Below are 19,155 nucleotides of genomic sequence, written 5' to 3' on the forward strand. Positions count from 1 at the left end.
CGCTTGGGCGCCGGCCCGCTTCAGGCCATCAGCGCATCGAGCAGCCGCGCCACATGCACCGCCTGGCGCTGTGCGCCGTCGGCGATCTGGTGGCGGCAGCTGGTGCCGTCGGCCAGGACGATGGCGTCGGGGTGGCTGCGCACCGCGGGCAGCAGGGCGGCCTCGGCCATGCGCATCGACACCTCGTAGTGCGAGGCCTCGTAGCCGAAGCTGCCGGCCATGCCGCAGCAGGAGCTCTCGATCAGCTCGGGCTTCGCATCGGGGATGAGCTTCAGGACCTCGAGGACCGGGCTGACCGCGCCGAAGGCCTTCTGATGGCAGTGGCCGTGGAGCAGGATGGGCTTCCCGGCCGGCTTGAGGGCGAGCTTGAAATGGCCCTCGCGCATCTCGCGCGCGATGAATTCCTCGAAAAGCAGCGCCTGGGCCGCGACGGTCTTCGCCTTGTCGCCCAGGCCCATCGCGAGGGTCTCATCGCGCAGGGTCAGCAGGCAGGAAGGTTCCAGGCCCACGATGGGAACGCCCGCCTCGGCGAGGGGCAGCAAGGCATCGAGCAGCGCGTCGGCGCGCGCCTTGGCCTCTTCGACCATGCCGTTGGCCAGGTAGGTGCGGCCGCAGCAATGGTGGCCGCCGGATTTCTCGACGGTGTGCAGCAGGTAGCCTGCGGCCTTGAGCACGCGCGCGGCGGCCCAGGCGTTCTCGCTCTCGAAGCCGCCGTTGAAGGTGTCGACGAAGAGCACCGCCGACTTGCGGCCGCTGCAGGCCGCGGCGATGACCATGTCGCGGCTGGTGAAGAGCGTGGCGTCGCGCGTGGTCCAGAAGGTGTCGCTGCGGAATTCCGGCAGCGAGCGCCTGGCCGACAGTCCCAGCAGGCGCTCCCCCAGCCAGGCGGCGCCGGGCAGGCGGTTGCGCAGGTTGAAGAGCCAGGGCATGCGGCTGGCCGTGTGCAGATACTCGGGCAGCCGGGCGACCAGCCGATCGGCAAGGGTGTGGCCGTGCTTCTTTTTGTAGTGGGCGAGGAACTCGATCTTCATCTTCGCCATGTCCACGCCCGTCGGGCAGTCGCGCTTGCAGCCCTTGCAGCCCACGCACAGGTCCATGGCGTCGCGAACGGCCTCGCCGGTGAAGGCGTCCGGGCCGAGCTGGCCCGAGAGCGCCAGCCGCAGCGTGTTGGCGCGCCCCCGCGTGAGGTGCTGCTCGTCGCGCGTGACGCGGTAGCTGGGGCACATGGTGCCGGCGTCGAACTTGCGGCAGTGGCCGTTGTTGTTGCACATCTCGACGGCCTTGGCGAAGCCGCCGGTGACGTCGCCGCCGCTGCCGGGCGGGGTGGTCTCCTCGGTCACGGGGTCGGCCTGCACGTTCCAGGCCGACCAGTCGAGCACGGGAGTGATGGGAATGCGCCTGTAGGGCTGCGGCGCCGAGGCGGGCGCAAAGCGGAAGAGGGCGCCGTCGTCCATCTTCGGCGGATCGATGATCTTGCCGGGGTTGAAAAGGCCGATCGGGTCGAGCTTGTTCTTGATGGCGCGGAAGGCCTCGTTGATGGCCGGGCCGAACTGCCATTCGATCCACTCGCCGCGGCACAGGCCGTCGCCATGCTCGCCGCTGAAAGCGCCCTTGTACTTGCGCACCAGCTCGCCGGCTTCCTCGGCGATGGCGCGCATCTTCGCGGCGCCGTCGGTGCGCATGTCGAGGATGGGCCGCACGTGCAGCGTGCCCACCGACGCATGGGCGTACCAGGTGCCGCGCGTGCCGTGCTTCGCGAAGACCTCGGTCAGCCCGTCGGTGTAGGCGGCCAGGTGCTCGAGCGGCACGGCGCAGTCCTCGATGAAGCTGACCGGCTTGCCGTCGCCCTTGAGGCTCATCATGATGTTGAGGCCCGCCTTGCGCACTTCCCACAGGGCCTTCTGCGCGGCCTCCTCCGGCATGCGCACCACGCTGTCGGGCAGGCCCAGGTCGCCCATCAGCTCGGCCAGCTGCTGCAGGCGGCGCAGCAGGGCGGCGCGGTCTTCGCCCGAGAACTCGACCAGCAGGATGGCGGCGGGCTTGCCGATCAGCGCCTTTTCGACGGTCGGCCGGAAGGCCGGATTCGCCAGGCTCAGCTCGATCATGGTGCGGTCGACCAGCTCGACCGCCGTGGGGCCGAGCTTCACGATGTGCTGGGCCGAATCCATCGCCGCGTGGAAGCTCGCGAAGTTGACGACGCCCAGCACCTTGGCGCGCGGCAGCTCGCACAGCTGCAGCGTCAGGCTGCGGGTGCAGGCCAGCGTGCCCTCGGCGCCGATCAGCAGGTGCGCGAGGTTGACGCTGCCGTCGGCGGTGTAGGGGCGCTCGCTCTGGTTGTCGAAGATGTCGAGGTTGTAGCCGGCCACGCGCCGCATCACCTTGGGCCAGCGCTCGGCGATTTCCGCCTGGTGCTGGCGGGCCAGCTGCTTCACGTGCTGCGCGATGTCGGCGGCGCGCGGGCCGAGCGTGGCGACGGGGCCGAAGTCCACCAGCTCGCCATCCGACAGCCAGGCGCTCGCGCCCAGCACGTTGTGCACCATGTTGCCGTAGGCGATGGAGCGCGAGCCGCAGGAGTTGTTGCCCGCCATGCCGCCGAGCGTGGCCTGGGCGCTGGTGGAGACGTCCACGGGAAACCACAGGCCGTGCGGCTTGAGCTGCGCGTTGAGATGGTCGAGCACCAGGCCCGGCTCCACGGTGACGCGGCGCTGCGCCACGTCGAGCTCGAGCACGCGGCGCAGGTGCTTGCTGTTGTCGATGACCAGGGCCGCGCCGGTGGTCTGGCCGCACTGGCTGGTACCGCCGCCGCGCGCCAGCACCGGCACCTGCAGGTCGCGCGCGATGTCGATCGCGGTGGCGACGTCGCGCTCGCTCTTCGGCACCAGCACGCCCACCGGCATGATCTGGTAGATGGAGGCGTCGGTGGCGTAGCGGCCGCGCGAGGCGGCGTCGAACAGCACCTCGCCCTCGGTCTCGGCCGCGAGGCGGCGCGCCAGCGCGGCGCAGACCTCGTTGGGCGGCAGCACGGTGCCGGCCGGCTGCAAGTGGCTGGGGGGATCGATGCGCATCAGCGCTTGCCCGCCAGGGCCTCGGGGTAGATCTCGCCGGCGCGCAGCAGCGCCAGCACCGTGTCGCGCTTGCGGTTGAGGTGCTCGACCAGCACCTCGCGCAGGGCCGTGGCGTCATGCGCGGCGAGCGCCTCGATCATGCGTTCGTGCTCGGCCACCGCGTGCTTCCACTTGGCCTCGTCCTGGTTGGTGCGAAAGCGCAGCGACTGCACGCGCGCATTGATCGCGCGGTAGGTGCTGGTGAGCACCGGGTTCTTGGCGGCGTCGTTGATGGCGGTGTGGATGCGCGCGTTGATGCGGTAGTAGCCCGAGAGATCGCGGCGCGCGAAGCAGGCCAGCATTTCGTAGTGCAGGGCGCGCAGCTCGGCCAGCTCGGCATCGGTGATGCGGCGGGCCGCCAGCTCGCCCGACATGCCTTCGAGCGCGGCGAGCAGCTCGAAGGTGTTCTGGATGTCGGCCTCGGTCAGCTTGACCGCCACGGCGCCGCGGTTGGGCAGCAGGTCGACCAGGCCCTCGGCCGCCAGCAGCTTGATGGCCTCGCGCAGCGGCGTGCGCGAAACGCGCAGCTGCTCGCACAGCTCGCGCTCGTTGAGCTTGGCGCCGGGGGCGATGCGGCCTTCGACCAGCATGGTGCGCAGGCGCGCGGCCACTTGGTCGTGCAGCGCCAGCCGCGAGATCTCGATCACTTCTGCCATGGCTTCCTTTCCTCCGAACGCATTTTGAATGCAAAACCAGGGCACATCAACACAGCATCTTCAGGGTAATCCAGCATGGGCAGATGAATTTTGCATGCAAAACTAAAAAAGAGAGGACCGCCATGCTGCAACTCGACTCCCATCCGACCGGCCGCCATTTTCTGCAGATTCCGGGCCCCAGCCCGGTGCCGGACCGCATCCTGCGCGCCATCAGCCTGCCCACCATCGACCACCGCGGGCCCGAGTTCGGCGCGCTGGGACTGAAGGTGCTGGCGGGCATCCGGCAGGTGTTCCAGACCCGGCATCCGGTGGTGATCTATCCGGCCTCTGGCACCGGCGCGTGGGAGGCGGCGCTCGCCAACGTGATGAGCCCGGGCGATGCGGTGCTGATGTACGAGACCGGTCACTTTGCCGCGCTGTGGCAGAAGATGGCGCTGCGCCTCGGGCTGGAGCCCGAGTTCCTGAGCTTGCCCGGCGTCGACGAGACCGGCCTGCCGCGCAGCTGGCGCCACGGCGTGCAGGCCGACCTCGTCGAGGCGCGGCTGCGCCAGGACACCGAGAAGAAGATCCGCGCGGTGTGCGTGGTGCACAACGAGACCTCCACCGGCGTCACCTCCGACATTGCCGCGGTGCGCCGCGCGATCGACGCGGCCGGGCATCCGGCCCTTCTGATGGTGGACAGCATCTCCGGCCTGGCCAGCGCCGACTACCGCCATGACGAGTGGGGCGTGGATGTGACCATCAGCGGCTCGCAGAAGGGGCTGATGCTGCCGCCGGGCATCAGCTTCAACGCGCTGTCGCCCAAGGCGCTCGAACGCAGCAAGACCGCCAAGCTGCCCAAGGCCTTCTGGGCCTGGGACGAGATCGTGGAGATGAACCGGAGCGGCTACTGGCCCTACACGCCCAACACCAACCTGCTGTATGGCCTGGCCGAATCGCTGGACATGCTGCTGGGCGAGGGCCTGCCGCAGGTGTTTGCGCGCCACCAGCGCTGGGCCGCAGGGGTGCGCTCTGCCGTGCACGCCTGGGGCCTGCCGACGCAATGCGCCGACCCGGCCGTGCATTCGCCGGTGCTGACGGGCGTGATCACGCCCGAGGGCGTGGATGCCGACGCGCTGCGGCGCCTGATCCACGAGCGCTTCGATCTGTCGCTGGGTACCGGCCTGGGCAAGCTCAAGGGCCGCATGTTCCGCATGGGGCACCTGGGCGACAGCAACGACCTCACGCTGGTGGCCATGGTGGCCGGCGTGGAGATGGGGCTGAAGCTCGCGGGCGTGAAGTTCGCGGCCGGCGGCGTGCAGGCGGCGATGGAGTACTTCGCGAACCATGCGGCGCCGGCGGCGCTGAAGAAGGCGGCCTGAATTCCGGCCTCCGAGCCCATTCACAACCAGGAGACCCTTGATGCAACGACGTTCCCTGATCCAGGCCGCGGGCGCCGCGGCAGCCACCCTCGGCGTGCCGCGCGTGTTCGCACAGGAATGGCCCCACGGGCCGGTGCGCATCGTGGTGGGATTTCCGCCGGGCGGCGGCACCGATGCCCTGGCGCGGGTGGTGGCGCAGAAGCTTTCGGTGATGTGGAGCCAGTCGGTGATCGTGGAGAACAAGGGCGGCGTGGCCGGGGTGCTCGCGGCCGAGTACGTGTCGACGCAGCCGAGCGACGGCTCGACGCTGCTGATGGCGCACATCAACAGCCACGCGCTCGCCCCCAGCCTGCAGCCCAGGCTGCGCTACAGCGTGGAGCGCGACTTCGTGCCGATCGTGCTGGTGGGCGTGACGCCCAACCTGCTGATCGCGGGCCCGGCGCAGAAGGCCGTGACGGTGAAGGACATCGTCGCGCTGTGCACCGCCGAGCCCGGCAAGGTGAGCTTCGGCTCGGCCGGCGCCGGCTCGGCTCAGCACCTCGCTTTGGAGATGTTCAAGCTGCAGGCCAGGGTCGATGCGCTGCACGTGCCCTACAAGGGCAGCGGACCGCTCCTGGCGGACCTGATGGGCAACCAGATCCAGTACAGCTTCGAGACCATGACGGCCGCCACGCCGCATGTGAAGAGCGGCAAGGTGACGGCGGTGGCGCAGACGCGGCTGAAACGCGCCAAGGGCCACCCCGGCGTGCCGACCATGCAGGAGCAGGGCTTCGAAGGCTTCGAGGCCACCACCTGGTACGGACTGGCCGGGCCCGGCAAGCTGCCGACGCCGATCGCCGACAAGATCAACCGCGACGTGAACACCGTGCTGGCGATGCCCGATGTGCAGGAGCGGCTCGACACCTACGGCGCCGAGGACGGCGGCGGCTCGCGGGAGAAGTTCCAGAAGTTCATCGCCGCCGAGATCGAGAAGTGGGCGCGGGTGGTGCGGGATGCGAAGGTGAAGGTGGACGCCTGAGCGTGCGTGCGCCATTCGTGCCTGCTACAGCGTTCGGTTTGCCAAGTGGGTGCGCCTGAACAGCCTGGCTAGCCCCTTTCAGGTACCCGCAGCCAGCTCTTCGCGTTGGAAATAGCCGCGCAAGGCGAGTCATCGCGATGGACGGCTTCAGTTCAAAAGATCGATAGGCTAAAGGCCCAGTTGTTTCATGAAGGCGTTCTTTCGTTCACCGTTCTTCCACTTCTCAATATTCGCCTTGATCTCCACTGTGTAAGGAACAAGGCAAGGCGGTATTCGGGGTGGCAGGAAGGGGATGTATTTTTCAGCAGATTGGTGTCCTCTTCCATGTAGGGCAAAGAGTGTCGCGACATGCTCAGATCCTTCCCTATCGGCTTGCCTGATCGACTTTGCCATGCTCAACAGCACGGCATGCCTTCTTGGCGCGACCTTGCTCAAATAATCGACGACATCGGCGGTTGTCTTGATGGTTTGTTCATTGTTCAAACCGCTCATCACCGTCTCAGTTTGGGTGTACGGGTGCTTCCTCAAGGCGCTCAACAGCCTCTGCTCCGATCGAGCCTCAGCCCCCGTGACTGCGGGCCGGACGCTCGCCTGCGTCTGCGGCTGCACAGCGTGTCGATCAAAGGTGGGCGCAGACAGGTTGACAGCAGGCGGAGGCTGGTCCAAAACGATGGCTTGGCGACCCGGTGGCTGATCAGCGCTTCGAACACGGGCAGGCGAGGACTCCTCCAGCACGAGGGCTTCGACGATTCCTGCGCGCCGCTCCCGTTCGTCGTCGGGGAGATCCGCGAACAGGGACTGCTGCTCGTCCAAGACGACGATAAGAGGCCGTTGCCAGATTCCATCGGAAACGTTCGCCATCCAGTCGCCCCAGACGTTGCGTGTTACTGCCATGACCATCGGATCGGTGCCGGTCCAGAGGATGACTTTGTCCTTTCCGAGGTCGTCGAGCCACTCCACGATCTCTTTGCTTCGGCCAGCGAGTGCCGCCACCTTCTTGACATGGCAGGCTGCGGAGAAGCCTTTCTTCCGGCAGAACGCCGCTACGGAGCGTGCGTCAATGGCATGTGCCGCCTCCCGCATGCCGTTCACGGGGAGAGATTGCGCGAGTTCGATGATGGGCTGCGTCTTTAGCAAAACGCCAAGCGCTTCGCAGGTCCTCCAGAAAGGTTCGATGGCCAACAGGGTCAAGTACTTCGACAGCGGATGAGCAGGATCGCCAGGAATCGCCATGTACGCGCCGCCTGGCACCTCCTTGAAGTAATCCGGGAGGCTCCGAATCCAACGCTTGCCCGCCTCGGCGACCGCGACGTTCGACTCCAGTTCGAAGTGCAGGTCGTTCACCTTGATCAAGGCCGTGTAGTGCTTGATGTCATGGACTCGCGCGTCCATGAAGCGCAAATTGGTCGCGCCTTTGAAGACGATCGCAAGATCCAGATGGGCTTCGAGTGCCGGCATCACCGCGTACAACTGCTCTGGCATCAGCCTCAGCCTTTGCATGGCGAATCCGTCAGGGGCGCGGATGTGGTCGATGGCGTCCAGCTCCTGGGGTGCGTTTGGCAGGGAAACCGGCCTGAATTGCATCTGCGAACGGTGCAGGCACACCCAGTTGGACCAGGCGTTGTTGAAGGCATGCTGCAGACAGCGCAGACCCTGCTGCAATTCAAGTCCAGCCGTCATTCGCGCAAGCGCCTCTGCCACCGCATGCAACTCGCCAGCACGCGCTTGTTCCTGCGGCTGTTCGATAAGCGACAGGCTTGGCGCGATGACCGCAATCTCTTGGTGAGGCCTTTTCTTGGACGGGGGGGGCGAAGCGGGCTGGTTGACAACCATACCGGCTCGCTGCAACTGAACCGGCGTCGGCGTGCCCACTACGGGAACCTCGGGGAATCCCAGCCGGTCCAGTGCAAAGCGCACGTGGTGCTGATTGGCGTCGTGCACGGCATGGGGCCCGCTTTCGTCCGGCTTGCCCGGCTCAAAGCACTGGCTCAGCAGCTTTTCATAGGCGTGCAGGATGGTCACCATCAGCAGATGCTTGTTCTCGGAGGACAGCTGTTCGACGTCGGCCGTTGCCACTTGATAGATCAGCATGTCCAGCCAGCGCGCGGGAGCTTTGCGCAGAGCCGGCAAGCCGTCGTACACCTTCTCGAGTCGTTCGATGACATGCATTTCGATGGGGAACATCCTGCGCGGGATCAACCAAGGATCGTTGCCCCATGTCCGGCCGGTGAAATAGCCACCCGTGCGGCTCATCGCAATTTGAAGCAGTTCCGGGTATGTCGAATTTTCGTCTTCAGACGTTCGCCGTCTTATCTCGATGGCGGCAGCCGTGACCATCGCCTGCACGTCATGGATCGACAGGTACCTGCAGTGTTCACTGACGTCCTGCACCAATGCATCGACCACCATGGCGCGGCTCGATTGGAACGGCGGCTCTTCCGCGATCAGCCTGCGCAGGGGCCTTTCAAAGAACCCGTACCGGAGCACAGCTATTTGCGGCGGACTCAATTCAAGCGCATGGCGCAAGGCGGAGGTATCGAAGCCAATGGTTGGATCCTTGGCCACCGCTTGGAGGATGAACTTGCGCCTGTCCGGTTTTTCTCTGCGCAACACCCATTCGATTCGAGCTTGAGCTTGGGAACTGGTGTCGGTTGGCTCTGAAGGATCGACCTTGACGAATACCAATCCATCGCTCCGTATCTGGACGCCGTGTCGCGCGAAAAGAAAGGTTGGGGACGTGCTTGGTTGTGCTTGCGGAAGGACGCTACTGCTCGGGCCCATCGATAAGGGTTGCATGTGTAGGGCTTGGTGGATGCTGGCTACTTGATGAGTAACCCGAAAGCACCAATGATTCCTTCACCAAAACCATGAATTTGATTAGTTCTTTTGTTTAAGAGCAGAGGTATGCGCGCGACCCTTTTTTTTGAGCAAAGGTTTGCAGCGCGCCGGACAGCGACCTATGTTTAGCCGGCACGGCTTCAAGACGCCGTGAAGGAGAACGAGATGCTTGGCGAACGCATTGGTGAAGGCCGGGGCAGGGTGACGACGCAGCGGGTGCTGCCCAGTGTGGGCGGCGCGCCGAAGATGGAGACCTCGTTCCAGAGCAGCGGCTCGCTGCTCGGGGTGGCCGATACCGAGACCGGCACCTACGTGGCGGTCGTGCGGCCCGACGGCTCCCTGTTCGGCGAAGGGCAGGGCATCACGATGAGCCGGGATGGCGATGTGCTGAGCTGGGTCGGCCAAGGCGTGGGGACATTCCAGAAGGACGGGGCGGTGAGCTACCGCGGCGCGGTGTACTGCCAGACGACCTCGCCCAAGTGGGCGGCCCTGAACAGCCTGGCGGTGCTGTTCGAGTTCGAGGTCGATTCCGAGGGCAATACAAGCGGCGAGTTTTTCGAGTGGAAGTGAGCGCGCGCGGCGGCGCGGGCTCGAGCCACGGCTGCCTCGTAGCGGGCGATGAAGATGCCGGCTTCCATGCCGCGAGTGATCGCAAGTTCCAGTGACGCTGTCGCTGCACCGGCCCGTGGAACCTGCCTTGTCGGACAACACCGCCAGTCAATCGCCGAAGATGACCTGCGTGTTGCAGCGCAACATAATGGCAGAACGCCTTGGTTTTGTGCCGTCGTCCAGCGCGATGGGACACATCCCTCCACCGGCCAGGGCCCCCCTCCACATGTTCAATTCCCCGTCGCTCGAAAGCCTGATGCCCGCCGCCACCCGAATGTCGCAAGACACGCTGGCCCTTGCCTTCGAGGCGCAATGTAGAACGCGGCCGGCGCAGCTCGCTTATGGTTTTCTCACGGACGACCTGTCGCTCGCGCAGCAGAGCAGCTACGCGCAACTGCGCGACGAGGTGCACGGCATCGCGGCCTGGCTTGCGGCCGCGACCCGCCCGGGCGACCGCGTGTTGCTGGCCTTCCCGCCGGGCTTGGACTTCGTGCGGGTCTTCTGGGCGTGCATGCTCAGCGGCCGGGTGGCGGTGCCGGTGCCTGCGCCCGACCCGATCCGCCTGCACCACGCCGCGCCTCGCCTGCGCAGCGTGATCGCCGATTCGCGTGCAGCCCTGGTGCTGACCAGCGCGACGCTGCTCGATGCCGCGGCCACCGCGCTGGACCCGGCCACCTTCGCGATGGCGCGCTGGACCGCGCTGCCCGATGCGGCGCAGCTGGCCGCGGCGCAGCAGGACTTCACCCCGCCGGCGCTCGAGGCCCAGACGCTGGCCTACCTGCAATACACCTCGGGCTCCACGTCCGAACCGCGCGGCGTGCGGCTCTCGCATGCGAACGTGCTGGCCAACGTGCGCGCGCTGATCGCCGCGGGCCGCGGCAGCGCGGCCTCGCGTTCGCTCAGCTGGCTGCCGCATTTCCACGACTACGGCCTCGCCTTCGGCGTGCTGGCGCCGGTGGTGGCGGGCGCCACCGGCTACCTGATGTCGCCGCTGGCCTTCCTGCGCCGGCCGCTGCGCTGGCTGGATGCCATCGAGACCCACCGCATCACGCACACGGGCGCGCCGGAATCGGCCTTCGCCGCCTGTCTGCAGGCCCTCGGCGACAAGCCGCTGGGCGCGCGCCTGGACAGCCTGGTCTCGCTCAACTGCGGCGCCGAGCCGATCAAAGCGGCCACGGTGGAGCGCGTGCTCGCGGTCTTCGGTGCCGCAGGCATGGCCCCCGAGGTGTTCGCGCCTTCCTACGGCCTGGCTGAGGCGGTGCTGGGCGTGAGCGCAGGAAAGCTGGAGGCGCCGCCGCGCATCGTGTCCGCCGACCCGGCGGCCCTGCTGGCCCATCGCTTCGAGCCGCTGCCGGACGGGTCGGCGCAGGGGCGCGACCTGGTGGGCTGCGGGCAGGCCATGCAGGCCACCGAGATCCTGATCGTCGACGAGAACCAGCACGCCTGCGCCGATCGCCGCATCGGCGAGATCTGGGTGCGCTCGCCCGGCGTGGGCGGCGGCTATTGGATGCAGCCCGAGGCCAGCGAAGCCACCTTCGGCGGCCACCTGGCGGACGGAAGCGGCCCCTGGCTGCGCACCGGCGACCTGGGCTTCCTGGACCGGGGCGAGCTGTTCGTCACCGGCCGGCTGAAAGACCTGATCATCGTCCACGGCGAGAACCACTATCCGCAGGACCTCGAATGGAGCGCCGAGCGCGCCCATCCCGCCCTGCGACCGGGCTTCGGCGCCGCGTTCGCGGTCGACACGCCGGCCGGCGAAGGCGTGGTGCTGGCGCTGGAGCTGGACCGCCGCGCGCAGGCCGGCGCCGAGGCCGATGCCGAAGCGGTGTTCCGCGCCGTGCGCCGCGCCATCGCCGTCGAACATGGGCTGCCGGTGCATGCGGTCGCGCTGCTGCGCGCGGGCGGGCTGCCGCGCACCTCCAGCGGCAAGGTGCAGCGCCACCGTTGCCGCGAAGCCTTCCTCGCCCACGAGCTGCCGCTGGCGGTCCCGCTCGACACCGGCACCGACGCGCTGCCCGAAGGGAGCCTCGAGGCAGGCCCGTCGGAGGGCGAGCGCCGGGACCGCCTGGGCTACGTGCTGCCGCGCGACGCGCGCGAGCAGGCGGTGTGGGACATCTGGTGCGAGGTGCTGGGCACGCGCGCCTTCGGCGTTCACGAGAGCTTCTTCGAGCTCGGCGGCAATTCGCTGCGCATGACGCAGGTGGTGTCGCGCCTGTCGGCGCACTTCGGCGTGGCGCTGCCGCTGGCCGAGTTGTTCGAGCATGCGAGCGTGGCCGCCATGGCGGCGCATGCGGCCCACGCGGCGCAGCAGCCGCACAGCAGCAAGGCGCCCGCCGGCATCACGCCCGTGCCGCGCGGCGCGCCGCTGCCGGTCTCGCTCTCGCAGCGGCGCATGTGGGTCATTCAGCGTTTCGACCCGGCATCGACCGCGTACAACGTGCCGATCGCGGTCCGCCTGCGCGGCGCCTTCGACCCGGCCCTGTGCCAGCAGGCGCTCGATGCCATGGTGCAGCGGCACGAAGGCCTGCGCACCTGCTTCGTGATGGGAGAGCACGAGCCGATGCAATCCATCGTGCCGGCGCTGGCGGTGCCGATCGAGCAGATCGACCTGAGCCGGCTCTCGGAACGCGAGCGCAATGCGCAGGCGCGCGTGCTGCTCGCCGAGCGGGCCGCGCAGCCCTTCGACCTGGCGCAGGCCCCGCTGCACCGGCCGACGCTGATCCGGCTGGGCGAGCGCGAGCATGTGCTGTTCTGGGTGCTGCACCACGCCATTACCGACAACTGGGCGAGCGCGCTATTGATGCGCGAAGCCCTGGCGGCCTACGGCGCGCTGGCGGCCGGGCGCGAGCCGGTGTCGGCGCCGCCCGCCATCGCCTATGCCGACTACGCCGCCTGGCAGCGCAGCCCCGCGGCGGTGGAGGCGCGCCGCCCGCACCTGGATTACTGGCTGGAGCGCCTGCGCGACCTGCGCGACCTGGACCTGCCCACCGACTTCCCGCGGCCGGCCAAGGCCAGCCACCGGGGCGCGCGCGTCTCGGCCGGGCTGCCGCCGCGGCTGCGCGAGGCGATGCGCGGCTTCGGCGGGCGCGAGGCGGTCACGCCCTTCGTGGTCTACCTGTCGGCCTTCGTGCTGATGCTGTCGCGCCACGCGAAGAGCGAGGACATCGCCATCGGCACGCCGATCGCGAACCGCCACCGCTTCGCCGCCGAGCCTTTGGTGGGCACGCTGGTCAACACGCTGGTGATGCGCACCGACCTGGCAGGCGACCCCAGCTTCACCGAGCTGGTCCACCGCGTGCGCCGCAATGCCCTCGAGGCCTACGCCCACCAGGACGCGCCCTTCGACGAGCTCATCGACGCGCTGGGCCACGACCGCACCCTTCAGCCCGACGGCCCGGTGCGCGTGCTCTTCAACGTGCTCAACGCGCCGGTGGGCGAGCCCGAGCACTTCGGGCTGGAGGTGGACGAGTTCGACTTCGAGCGCGTGGCCGCGCAGTTCGACCTGTCGATGCACATCGACACCGAGTTCTCGCAACGCATCCACCTGGAGTACGCGAGCGATCTCTACAGCGAGGCGAGCGCCGAGCGGATGCTGGAGAACTACCTGTCGCTGGTCGAGCGCCTCCTGGCGCAGCCCGAGCGCCGCATCTCCGAGCACGAGATGCTCGCGCCGGCGCAGCTCAACCTGCTGCGCCACGGCTGGAACGGCGCGCGCTCGCCGCTGCCGGCGCGGCAGCTGGTGCACGACTACCTGGACCTGGGCGCGCCGGAGGTGCGCGAGCGCGTGGCGGTGATCGATGCGGCAGGCGGCACGCTGAGTTACGGCGAGCTGGAGGCGCGCTCGAACCAGCTGGCCCACGCGCTGCGCCTGCGGGGCATCGCGCGCGGCCAGCGCGTCGGCCTGTGCATCGCGCGCGGCCCCGAGATGCTGATCGCCCAGCTGGGCGTGATGAAGGCGGGCGCCGCCTACGTGCCGCTGGACCCCGACTACCCGGCGGACCGCCTGAGATTCATGGCGAAGGACGCCGACCTGACTGCCGTGCTGGCCCAGCAGGGCACGCAGGGCATCCTGGAAGGGCTCGCCATTCCGATGCTGGAAATCGAAGACAGGCGTTTGGCGGCGGACCATCCGGAGACGCCGCTGGTCCCCGATCCGGCGCTCGACGCCACGCCGCTGGACGAGGCCTACCTGATCTACACCTCGGGCTCGACCGGCCAGCCCAAGGGCGTGCGCGTGCCGCATCGCGGGGTGGTCAACTTCCTCGCCGGCATGGTGAAGACGCCGGGTCTGGCGGCCGAGGACTGCGTGCTGGCGATCACCAGCCCCTCCTTCGACCCCTCGGTGCTGGACCTGCTGCTGCCGCTGGTGGTGCGGGCCCGGGTGGTGATCGCCTCGCAGCAGCAGGTGCACGAGCCGGCCGCGCTGCGCATGCTGCTCGAGAGGCACGCGGTGACCTTGCTGCAGGCCACGCCTTCGGCATGGCGCGCGCTGCTCGAGACCGGCTGGCGCGGCGCGCCGGGCTTCCGTGGGCTGATCGGCGGCGAGTCGCTGCCGCCCGTGCTCGCCGAGCAGTTGCTGGCGCGCATGGCCGAGCTGTGGAACATCTACGGACCCACCGAGACCACGGTGTGGGCCACGGCGTGGAAGGTGGAGGAACCGCGCAAGGCGATTGCGGTCGGGCGGCCCATCGACAACGTCAGCTGCTGGGTGCTCGACGAGCAAGGCCATGCCTGCCCGATCGGCGTGCCGGGCGAGCTCTATATGGGCGGCGCCGGCGTGACCCTCGGCTACTACCACCGCGACGCGCTCACGGCCGAGCGCTTCGTGCCCGACCCTTTCGGCGAAGCGCCCGGCGCGCGGCTCTACCGCACCGGCGACCTGGGCCGCTGGCGCCATGACGGCCTGATCGAGCTGCTGGGTCGGGCCGACCACCAGGTCAAGCTGCGGGGCTTCCGCGTCGAGATGGGCGAGATCGAAGCGGCGCTGCTCGACCATCCCGAGCTGGCGCACTGCGTGGCGGTGACGCGTGCCGAGCGCGAGGACGACGTGCGGCTGGTGGCCTACTTCGTCGCGCGCGGACCGGTGCCGCCTGCGACGCCGATGCTGCGCGAGCACCTGCGTACGCGGCTGCCGAGCTACATGATCCCGCAGCACTTCGTCTCGCTCGACGCGATGCCGCTCTTGCCCAACGGCAAGGTCAACCGCGCGGCGTTGCCGGCGCCGGTGATGGACGTCGTGCTGGCCGACGGCCGCAGCTACGTGGCGCCGGCCACGCACGGCGAGCAGCTCGTCGCCAGCATCTGGTCGGAGCTGCTGGGCGTGGAGCAGATCGGGCGCACCGACAACTTCTTCGATCTGGGCGGGCACTCGCTGCTGGCCATGCGGGCGGTGGCCGCGATCGAGTCCCTGATGGGCTGGAAGGTCGCGCCGCGCCGGCTCATCTACGAGAGCCTGCAGCAGATCGCGCGCGAGGAGAACCTTCAGGCGCGCTGAGCCTTCGCGCGGCTGAAGGGCTTGCTGAGGAAGGGCGAGCCCTTCTCGCCGAAGCGCCAAGGTACGTCGGCCGCCTTGGAGATGCCGATGCGCGGCCCGGCCTCGACCACCACCGCGGGGTGATCGTCGGGCGCGGCGAGCAGCGCGAAGGGTGGACGGTCCAGCCGCTTGCCGTTGAAGCCGGCATCGACGCCCAGTGCCTGTGCCACCCGGCCGGGGCCGGCGCACAGCAGGCGAAGGTCTTCCACGCCGCGGCGCGCGCGCATGCGCTCCAGCCCGGCGGTGGGGGCCAGCGCGCGGATCAGCACCCCGGCGCCATGGCCTTCCTCGCGGCAGACGAAATTGAGGCACCAGTGGATGCCATAGGAGCGGTAGACGTACGCACGGCCGGGTGGACCGAACATCGCCGCGTTGCGCAGGGTGGGGCCGCCGAAGCTGTGAGAGGCCGGGTCCTCGCGGTCGTAGGCCTCGGTCTCGACGATGCGGCCGCCGACGCCGCCGACCAGCAGCACCAGGCCGATCAGGCGGGGGGCGACCTCGTGCGAGGGTGCGAGGAAATCGATGTCCGCGGGCGTGCGCGGCTTCACGGCAGCATGCTCCCGCACCGCGTGGCCATCAAAGCCCCTTCTCCACCATCTCCAGCAGGCGCAGGCCCAGCGCATCGGTCTGCTCGCGCGGCACGCCGCTCAGCGGGCCATCGATGATCAGCAAGGCCAGGCCATGCACCGCCGACCAGGCCAGGAACTCGGCGCCCGGACGGCGCTCGGGCGCCAGCACGCCGGCCGCCACCATCTGGTCGAGCGCGGCGCCCAGCAGCTCGAACGGGTTGAGGCCGCTCGCGCCGCCCTTGGCGTCGGTGGGGGGGTTCTCCAGCTTCACGGGGGCGCCGAAGGCCGTGCGGAAGAGGCCGGTCTGTTCCTGGGCGAAGCGCAGGTAGCCGGCACCGATGGCGCGCACGCTGGCGCGGGCGATTTCCGCCGGCGAGCCGTCGCGCGGCACGGCGGCGAGCTCGGCCTCCATGGCCCCGGCCGCCGCCGACAGCGCCGCGGCGCGCACGGCCAGCAGCAGCGCCTGGCGGCTGGCGAAGTGCCGGTAGGCGGCGTTGGGCACCACGCCCGCGCGCCGCGTGGCCTCGCGCAACACCACCGCTTCCGGGCCGCCCTGGCGGGCCAGATCGACGCCCGCCTCCAGCAGGGCCCGGCGCAGATCGCCGTGGCGATAGGTGCTGCGCGCCGGCGGCACGGGGCTGGGAAGCGTCATTTTCGTTTCCATGTGGACACCGTCCATTATCTTTGCTATTGTTTTGTGGACGTTGTACACAACAACGGAATTTCCCTCAACCACCGTGCGTTTTTTGGAGTACCGATGAGCACCAAGATCTTCGTGAACCTGCCCGTCAAGAACCTCGAGAAGTCCAAGGCTTTCTACGGCGCGCTGGGCTACAGCTTCGAGCCGCGCTTCACCAACGAGCAGGGGGCCTGCATGGTGATCAGCGAGGACATCTACGCGATGCTGCTGGTCGAGAGCTTCTTCAAGACCTTCACGCCCAAGGCCATCGCGGACGCGACGAAGAGCACCGAGGTGCTGCTGTGCCTGTCCTGCGAGAGCCGGGACGAGGTCGACGACCAGGTCGCCAAGGCCGTGGTTGCCGGCGGCAGCACGCCGACCGAGGCGAAGGACCACGGCTTCATGTACCAGCACGGCTTCCAGGACCTGGACGGCCACATGTGGGAGCTGGCGTACATGGACATGAGCGCCTTTCCCCAGGCCTGATCGCTCGCGATTCGATCCGTTTCACCACCACCACCCCTCCCAAGGAGATTGCCATGCACGTCCAGCCCTACCTGTTCTTCGAAGGCCGCTGCGAGGAAGCGCTCGAGTTCTACCGTGCCACGCTCGGCGCAGAAGTGACCATGCTGATGCGCTTCAAGGACAGCCCCGAGCCTGCGGGCAACGCCGAGATGTGCGGAGGCGCCGAGGGTTCCGGCCCGCCTCCGGAGAACAACGTGATGCACGCCGAGGTCAAGATCGGCGACACGACCTTGATGGCTTCCGACGGGATGGCCAAGGAGGCGCCTGTCTTCCGCGGTTTTTCGCTGTCGCTCACCGTCGCCGACGAAGCCGATGCCAAGCGCAAGTTCGCGGCGCTCGGCGAGGGCGGCCAGGTGCAGATGCCGCTCGGGCCGACCTTCTTCTCGCCCTGCTTCGGGATGGTGCAGGACCGCTTCGGGGTCGGCTGGATGGTCGGCGTGTTCGACTCGCCGAAGGGTTGATGGACCAGAGCGCTCCCGGCACCACGACACAAAGGTTTCGTTGTGAACTAGTACGCGCTTCCTGCCTGAACTGCAGGAACGCACCTTCTCGCGCGGTTCCAAATTCCAGGACAGCTGACCGTCGTCAGCCGCGAAAAGGAAGTCTTCCATGAGACCTATCGCCCTGAATTCCAGCATTGCGTTCGGAGCAGAGTCCCTGGGCGCAGTGTTGGAGCAGGTTCGGCCCCACTCTTCGCCGATTCATCACCTGGCAGATGTCAAGCTGGAGCCGCCCTACAACAAGCTCCAAATCGCGGAATACCTGAAACAGCACCATGTCCGCACCACGGGCGACAACACATTCGACGACTGCCTCTTCCAAAGCGTGCTGTTCACCAACTTTTTTGAGAAGGTCGACAACGGTGAGCTCAAGCCAGGCCAGCCAGAGCATGACAAACCGGCGTTGTATCTGCTTAAGAAGTCCGTCGAATTGTTGCAACCCCTGCATCTAAAGATCGAGGCAACGTGCAAGCATTACGACAATATGCTTCTCAATTCGCCGCCGGCGCTGCGGGCAACGCTAGAGCAGGAACTCAAATTCGTCCAGGGCATGGCTGCAAGGTTTGCGGAGCTCGAAAGCGACCTGATAAAAGCATTGAGTTCTCCTCTTCAAGATTTCCAGCCAACGCGAAACAAGGCCTGCTTCCTGTTGTTCGCACACGCCTTGCTCGCGGATGCTGTGAACGCGGTCCAAGGATGGATGGACGATCTAGCTTCTGATGTACCCCAAACTTCGCGACTCAGGTTATTGCTGCAGCCGATCGAAGAAAGCATGGTGAGGAGCTATGTGACAAGGAACGAGTCCAGCAGCAACTTGTTTTCCGCAGGACCGCTGAAGCCCGCAGATGAGAAGCTTTGCAAGAAGGGCCTGACGTCTCTGAAATTGGACGGTATAGAAAGCTTTACGGTGCCGTCGTTCTCAGGGTCAGGTTCGCAAGGCGTGCTGTCCATCTTGCACGGGATCTTTCATGGAAAGTGCCTACTCAGCGCGGCCGCCAACCAGCCGTATGCCGTGCACGACAACTACTACAAGCAGCAACATCTCTCCACCTTGCGCCATGACTGCGAACACCTGGAGACCATGATCGGCACCCAGGTGTTCAGCAGCCTCGCCCCGAAGCTGATGCCGATCTTTGCCAAGCTGGAGGACCCCGAGAGCAACCTGCCCGCCCAGGACGTGAAGAAGGATCTGGTGGTGCTTTTCCACATGCTGCACGAGAACCCCGCAGAGCTGACGTTGCTCAGCACGTTGAACCCAAAGAAATCATTTCTTGACTGCGCCAAGAAGTTTTTCAATCGAGCGTCAGTGGTGGCGGACATGATCCCGCTGTTGAACAAGGTCGGCTTCTCCATCGCTCCTATTGACGAGCAGAGCTCTGCCGAGGACAAGGTGACCTGCTACGAGGCGGTCGCCCAAGCCACGAACACCCTCTGGATGGAGTTTCGCGTGCGACACGCCGTCGAGTTGAAGGAGAGCAAGCTGTTCGCCAAACTACCAAACTTCCTCAACGATTGAGCAATCGCCACGAACTTCACGGGGCCGCGCTTTAGGTTCTGCCGGCCCGCCGCGCACTGCGGCGCGAACGCGCCAAGGCGACGATTTCAATCAATCCCCACACCAAGGCACCCCCGAGCGCGCGGAAGGTGTGAGGATTCGGAGGCCAGAAGAAGGAAGCGTTCATGGAAGGGGCCGGGCACCGTCGACAGGTGGCCCTTGCGTCACCCTAAGGGCCTTGTGTGACATGTTGATGGCGACCATTGCC

12 protein-coding genes are annotated in these 19,155 nt (G+C 67.4%); 7 read left to right on the forward strand and 5 right to left on the reverse strand.

The annotated features are described in order from the left end of the window. Window positions 1-20: 20 nt before the first annotated feature. Together AC3A6Y_RS03350 and AC3A6Y_RS03355 are read right to left on the reverse strand one after the other, a co-directional pair. Window positions 21-3,065 carry an FAD-binding and (Fe-S)-binding domain-containing protein gene (locus AC3A6Y_RS03350; protein WP_487866811.1) on the reverse strand — a complete coding sequence of 1,015 codons (3,045 nt, stop codon included), beginning with the start codon at window positions 3,063-3,065 and terminating at the stop codon, window positions 21-23. Further along, window positions 3,065-3,760 (reverse strand): GntR family transcriptional regulator, encoded by a 696-nt coding sequence (locus AC3A6Y_RS03355; protein ID WP_487866812.1) that lies wholly within the window; start codon window positions 3,758-3,760, stop codon window positions 3,065-3,067. The genes AC3A6Y_RS03350 and AC3A6Y_RS03355 overlap by 1 nt, the downstream gene beginning before the upstream one ends. Window positions 3,761-3,882: 122 nt before the next feature. Here AC3A6Y_RS03355 and AC3A6Y_RS03360 point away from each other — a divergent pair, with 122 nt between their 5' ends. Further along, window positions 3,883-5,121 carry a pyridoxal-phosphate-dependent aminotransferase family protein gene (locus tag AC3A6Y_RS03360; RefSeq protein ID WP_487866813.1) on the forward strand — a complete coding sequence of 413 codons (1,239 nt, stop codon included), beginning with the start codon at window positions 3,883-3,885 and terminating at the stop codon, window positions 5,119-5,121. Between the two features lie 40 nt (window positions 5,122-5,161). Then, entirely contained in the window at window positions 5,162-6,139 is a 978-nt protein-coding gene (locus AC3A6Y_RS03365) for a Bug family tripartite tricarboxylate transporter substrate binding protein (protein ID WP_487866814.1), read from the forward strand. A 168-nt stretch (window positions 6,140-6,307) separates the two neighbouring features. Here AC3A6Y_RS03365 and AC3A6Y_RS03370 read toward each other — a convergent pair whose 3' ends face one another. Continuing rightward, a complete protein-coding gene (locus tag AC3A6Y_RS03370) occupies window positions 6,308-8,824 on the reverse strand; it encodes a hypothetical protein (protein ID WP_487866815.1) in 2,517 nt (838 codons plus the stop codon). Between the two features lie 318 nt (window positions 8,825-9,142). On the opposite strand from AC3A6Y_RS03370, the gene AC3A6Y_RS03375 reads away from it, so the two are divergent. Both AC3A6Y_RS03375 and AC3A6Y_RS03380 read left to right on the forward strand, forming a co-directional pair. Then, complete coding sequence (locus AC3A6Y_RS03375) at window positions 9,143-9,547, forward strand: hypothetical protein (protein WP_487866816.1); 405 nt, start codon at window positions 9,143-9,145, stop codon at window positions 9,545-9,547. Window positions 9,548-9,812: 265 nt separating this feature from the next. After that, window positions 9,813-15,080, forward strand: coding sequence for an amino acid adenylation domain-containing protein (locus AC3A6Y_RS03380; RefSeq protein ID WP_487866817.1), 5,268 nt, complete (start codon window positions 9,813-9,815; stop codon window positions 15,078-15,080). On the opposite strand, the gene AC3A6Y_RS03385 is transcribed toward AC3A6Y_RS03380, so the two are convergent. Both AC3A6Y_RS03385 and AC3A6Y_RS03390 read right to left on the reverse strand, forming a co-directional pair. Then, entirely contained in the window at window positions 15,068-15,667 is a 600-nt protein-coding gene (locus AC3A6Y_RS03385) for a DNA-3-methyladenine glycosylase (RefSeq protein ID WP_487866818.1), read from the reverse strand. The genes AC3A6Y_RS03380 and AC3A6Y_RS03385 overlap by 13 nt on opposite strands. Before the next feature lie 28 nt (window positions 15,668-15,695). Beyond that, complete coding sequence (locus AC3A6Y_RS03390; RefSeq protein ID WP_487866819.1) at window positions 15,696-16,340, reverse strand: TetR/AcrR family transcriptional regulator; 645 nt, start codon at window positions 16,338-16,340, stop codon at window positions 15,696-15,698. Window positions 16,341-16,445: 105 nt separating this feature from the next. Between AC3A6Y_RS03390 and AC3A6Y_RS03395 the strand changes: the two genes are divergently transcribed. The 3 genes from AC3A6Y_RS03395 (at window position 16,446) to AC3A6Y_RS03405 (ending at window position 18,908) form a co-directional block, all read left to right on the forward strand. Then, window positions 16,446-16,853 carry a VOC family protein gene (locus tag AC3A6Y_RS03395; protein ID WP_487866820.1) on the forward strand — a complete coding sequence of 136 codons (408 nt, stop codon included), beginning with the start codon at window positions 16,446-16,448 and terminating at the stop codon, window positions 16,851-16,853. A gap of 53 nt (window positions 16,854-16,906) precedes the next feature. Continuing rightward, window positions 16,907-17,353 (forward strand): VOC family protein, encoded by a 447-nt coding sequence (locus AC3A6Y_RS03400; RefSeq protein WP_487866821.1) that lies wholly within the window; start codon window positions 16,907-16,909, stop codon window positions 17,351-17,353. 148 nt (window positions 17,354-17,501) lie between these two features. Continuing rightward, window positions 17,502-18,908, forward strand: coding sequence for a hypothetical protein (locus tag AC3A6Y_RS03405; RefSeq protein ID WP_487866822.1), 1,407 nt, complete (start codon window positions 17,502-17,504; stop codon window positions 18,906-18,908). The last annotated feature ends 247 nt before the right edge of the window (window positions 18,909-19,155 follow it).

The organism is Variovorax sp. Soil_C_17 (genome assembly GCF_057657265.1).

What these genes read in the sequence shown, in the direction of transcription:
- AC3A6Y_RS03360 (WP_487866813.1), top strand. Translation starts at nt 3,883, where the DNA reads ATGCTGCAACTCGACTCCCATCCGACCGGCCGCCATTTTCTGCAGATT.
- AC3A6Y_RS03390 (WP_487866819.1), bottom strand. Translation starts at nt 16,340, where the DNA reads ATGACGCTTCCCAGCCCCGTGCCGCCGGCGCGCAGCACCTATCGCCAC.
- AC3A6Y_RS03405 (WP_487866822.1), top strand. Translation starts at nt 17,502, where the DNA reads ATGAGACCTATCGCCCTGAATTCCAGCATTGCGTTCGGAGCAGAGTCC.
- AC3A6Y_RS03400 (WP_487866821.1), top strand. Translation starts at nt 16,907, where the DNA reads ATGCACGTCCAGCCCTACCTGTTCTTCGAAGGCCGCTGCGAGGAAGCG.
- AC3A6Y_RS03350 (WP_487866811.1), bottom strand. Translation starts at nt 3,065, where the DNA reads ATGCGCATCGATCCCCCCAGCCACTTGCAGCCGGCCGGCACCGTGCTG.
- AC3A6Y_RS03380 (WP_487866817.1), top strand. Translation starts at nt 9,813, where the DNA reads ATGTTCAATTCCCCGTCGCTCGAAAGCCTGATGCCCGCCGCCACCCGA.
- AC3A6Y_RS03395 (WP_487866820.1), top strand. Translation starts at nt 16,446, where the DNA reads ATGAGCACCAAGATCTTCGTGAACCTGCCCGTCAAGAACCTCGAGAAG.
- AC3A6Y_RS03365 (WP_487866814.1), top strand. Translation starts at nt 5,162, where the DNA reads ATGCAACGACGTTCCCTGATCCAGGCCGCGGGCGCCGCGGCAGCCACC.
- AC3A6Y_RS03355 (WP_487866812.1), bottom strand. Translation starts at nt 3,760, where the DNA reads ATGGCAGAAGTGATCGAGATCTCGCGGCTGGCGCTGCACGACCAAGTG.
- AC3A6Y_RS03375 (WP_487866816.1), top strand. Translation starts at nt 9,143, where the DNA reads ATGCTTGGCGAACGCATTGGTGAAGGCCGGGGCAGGGTGACGACGCAG.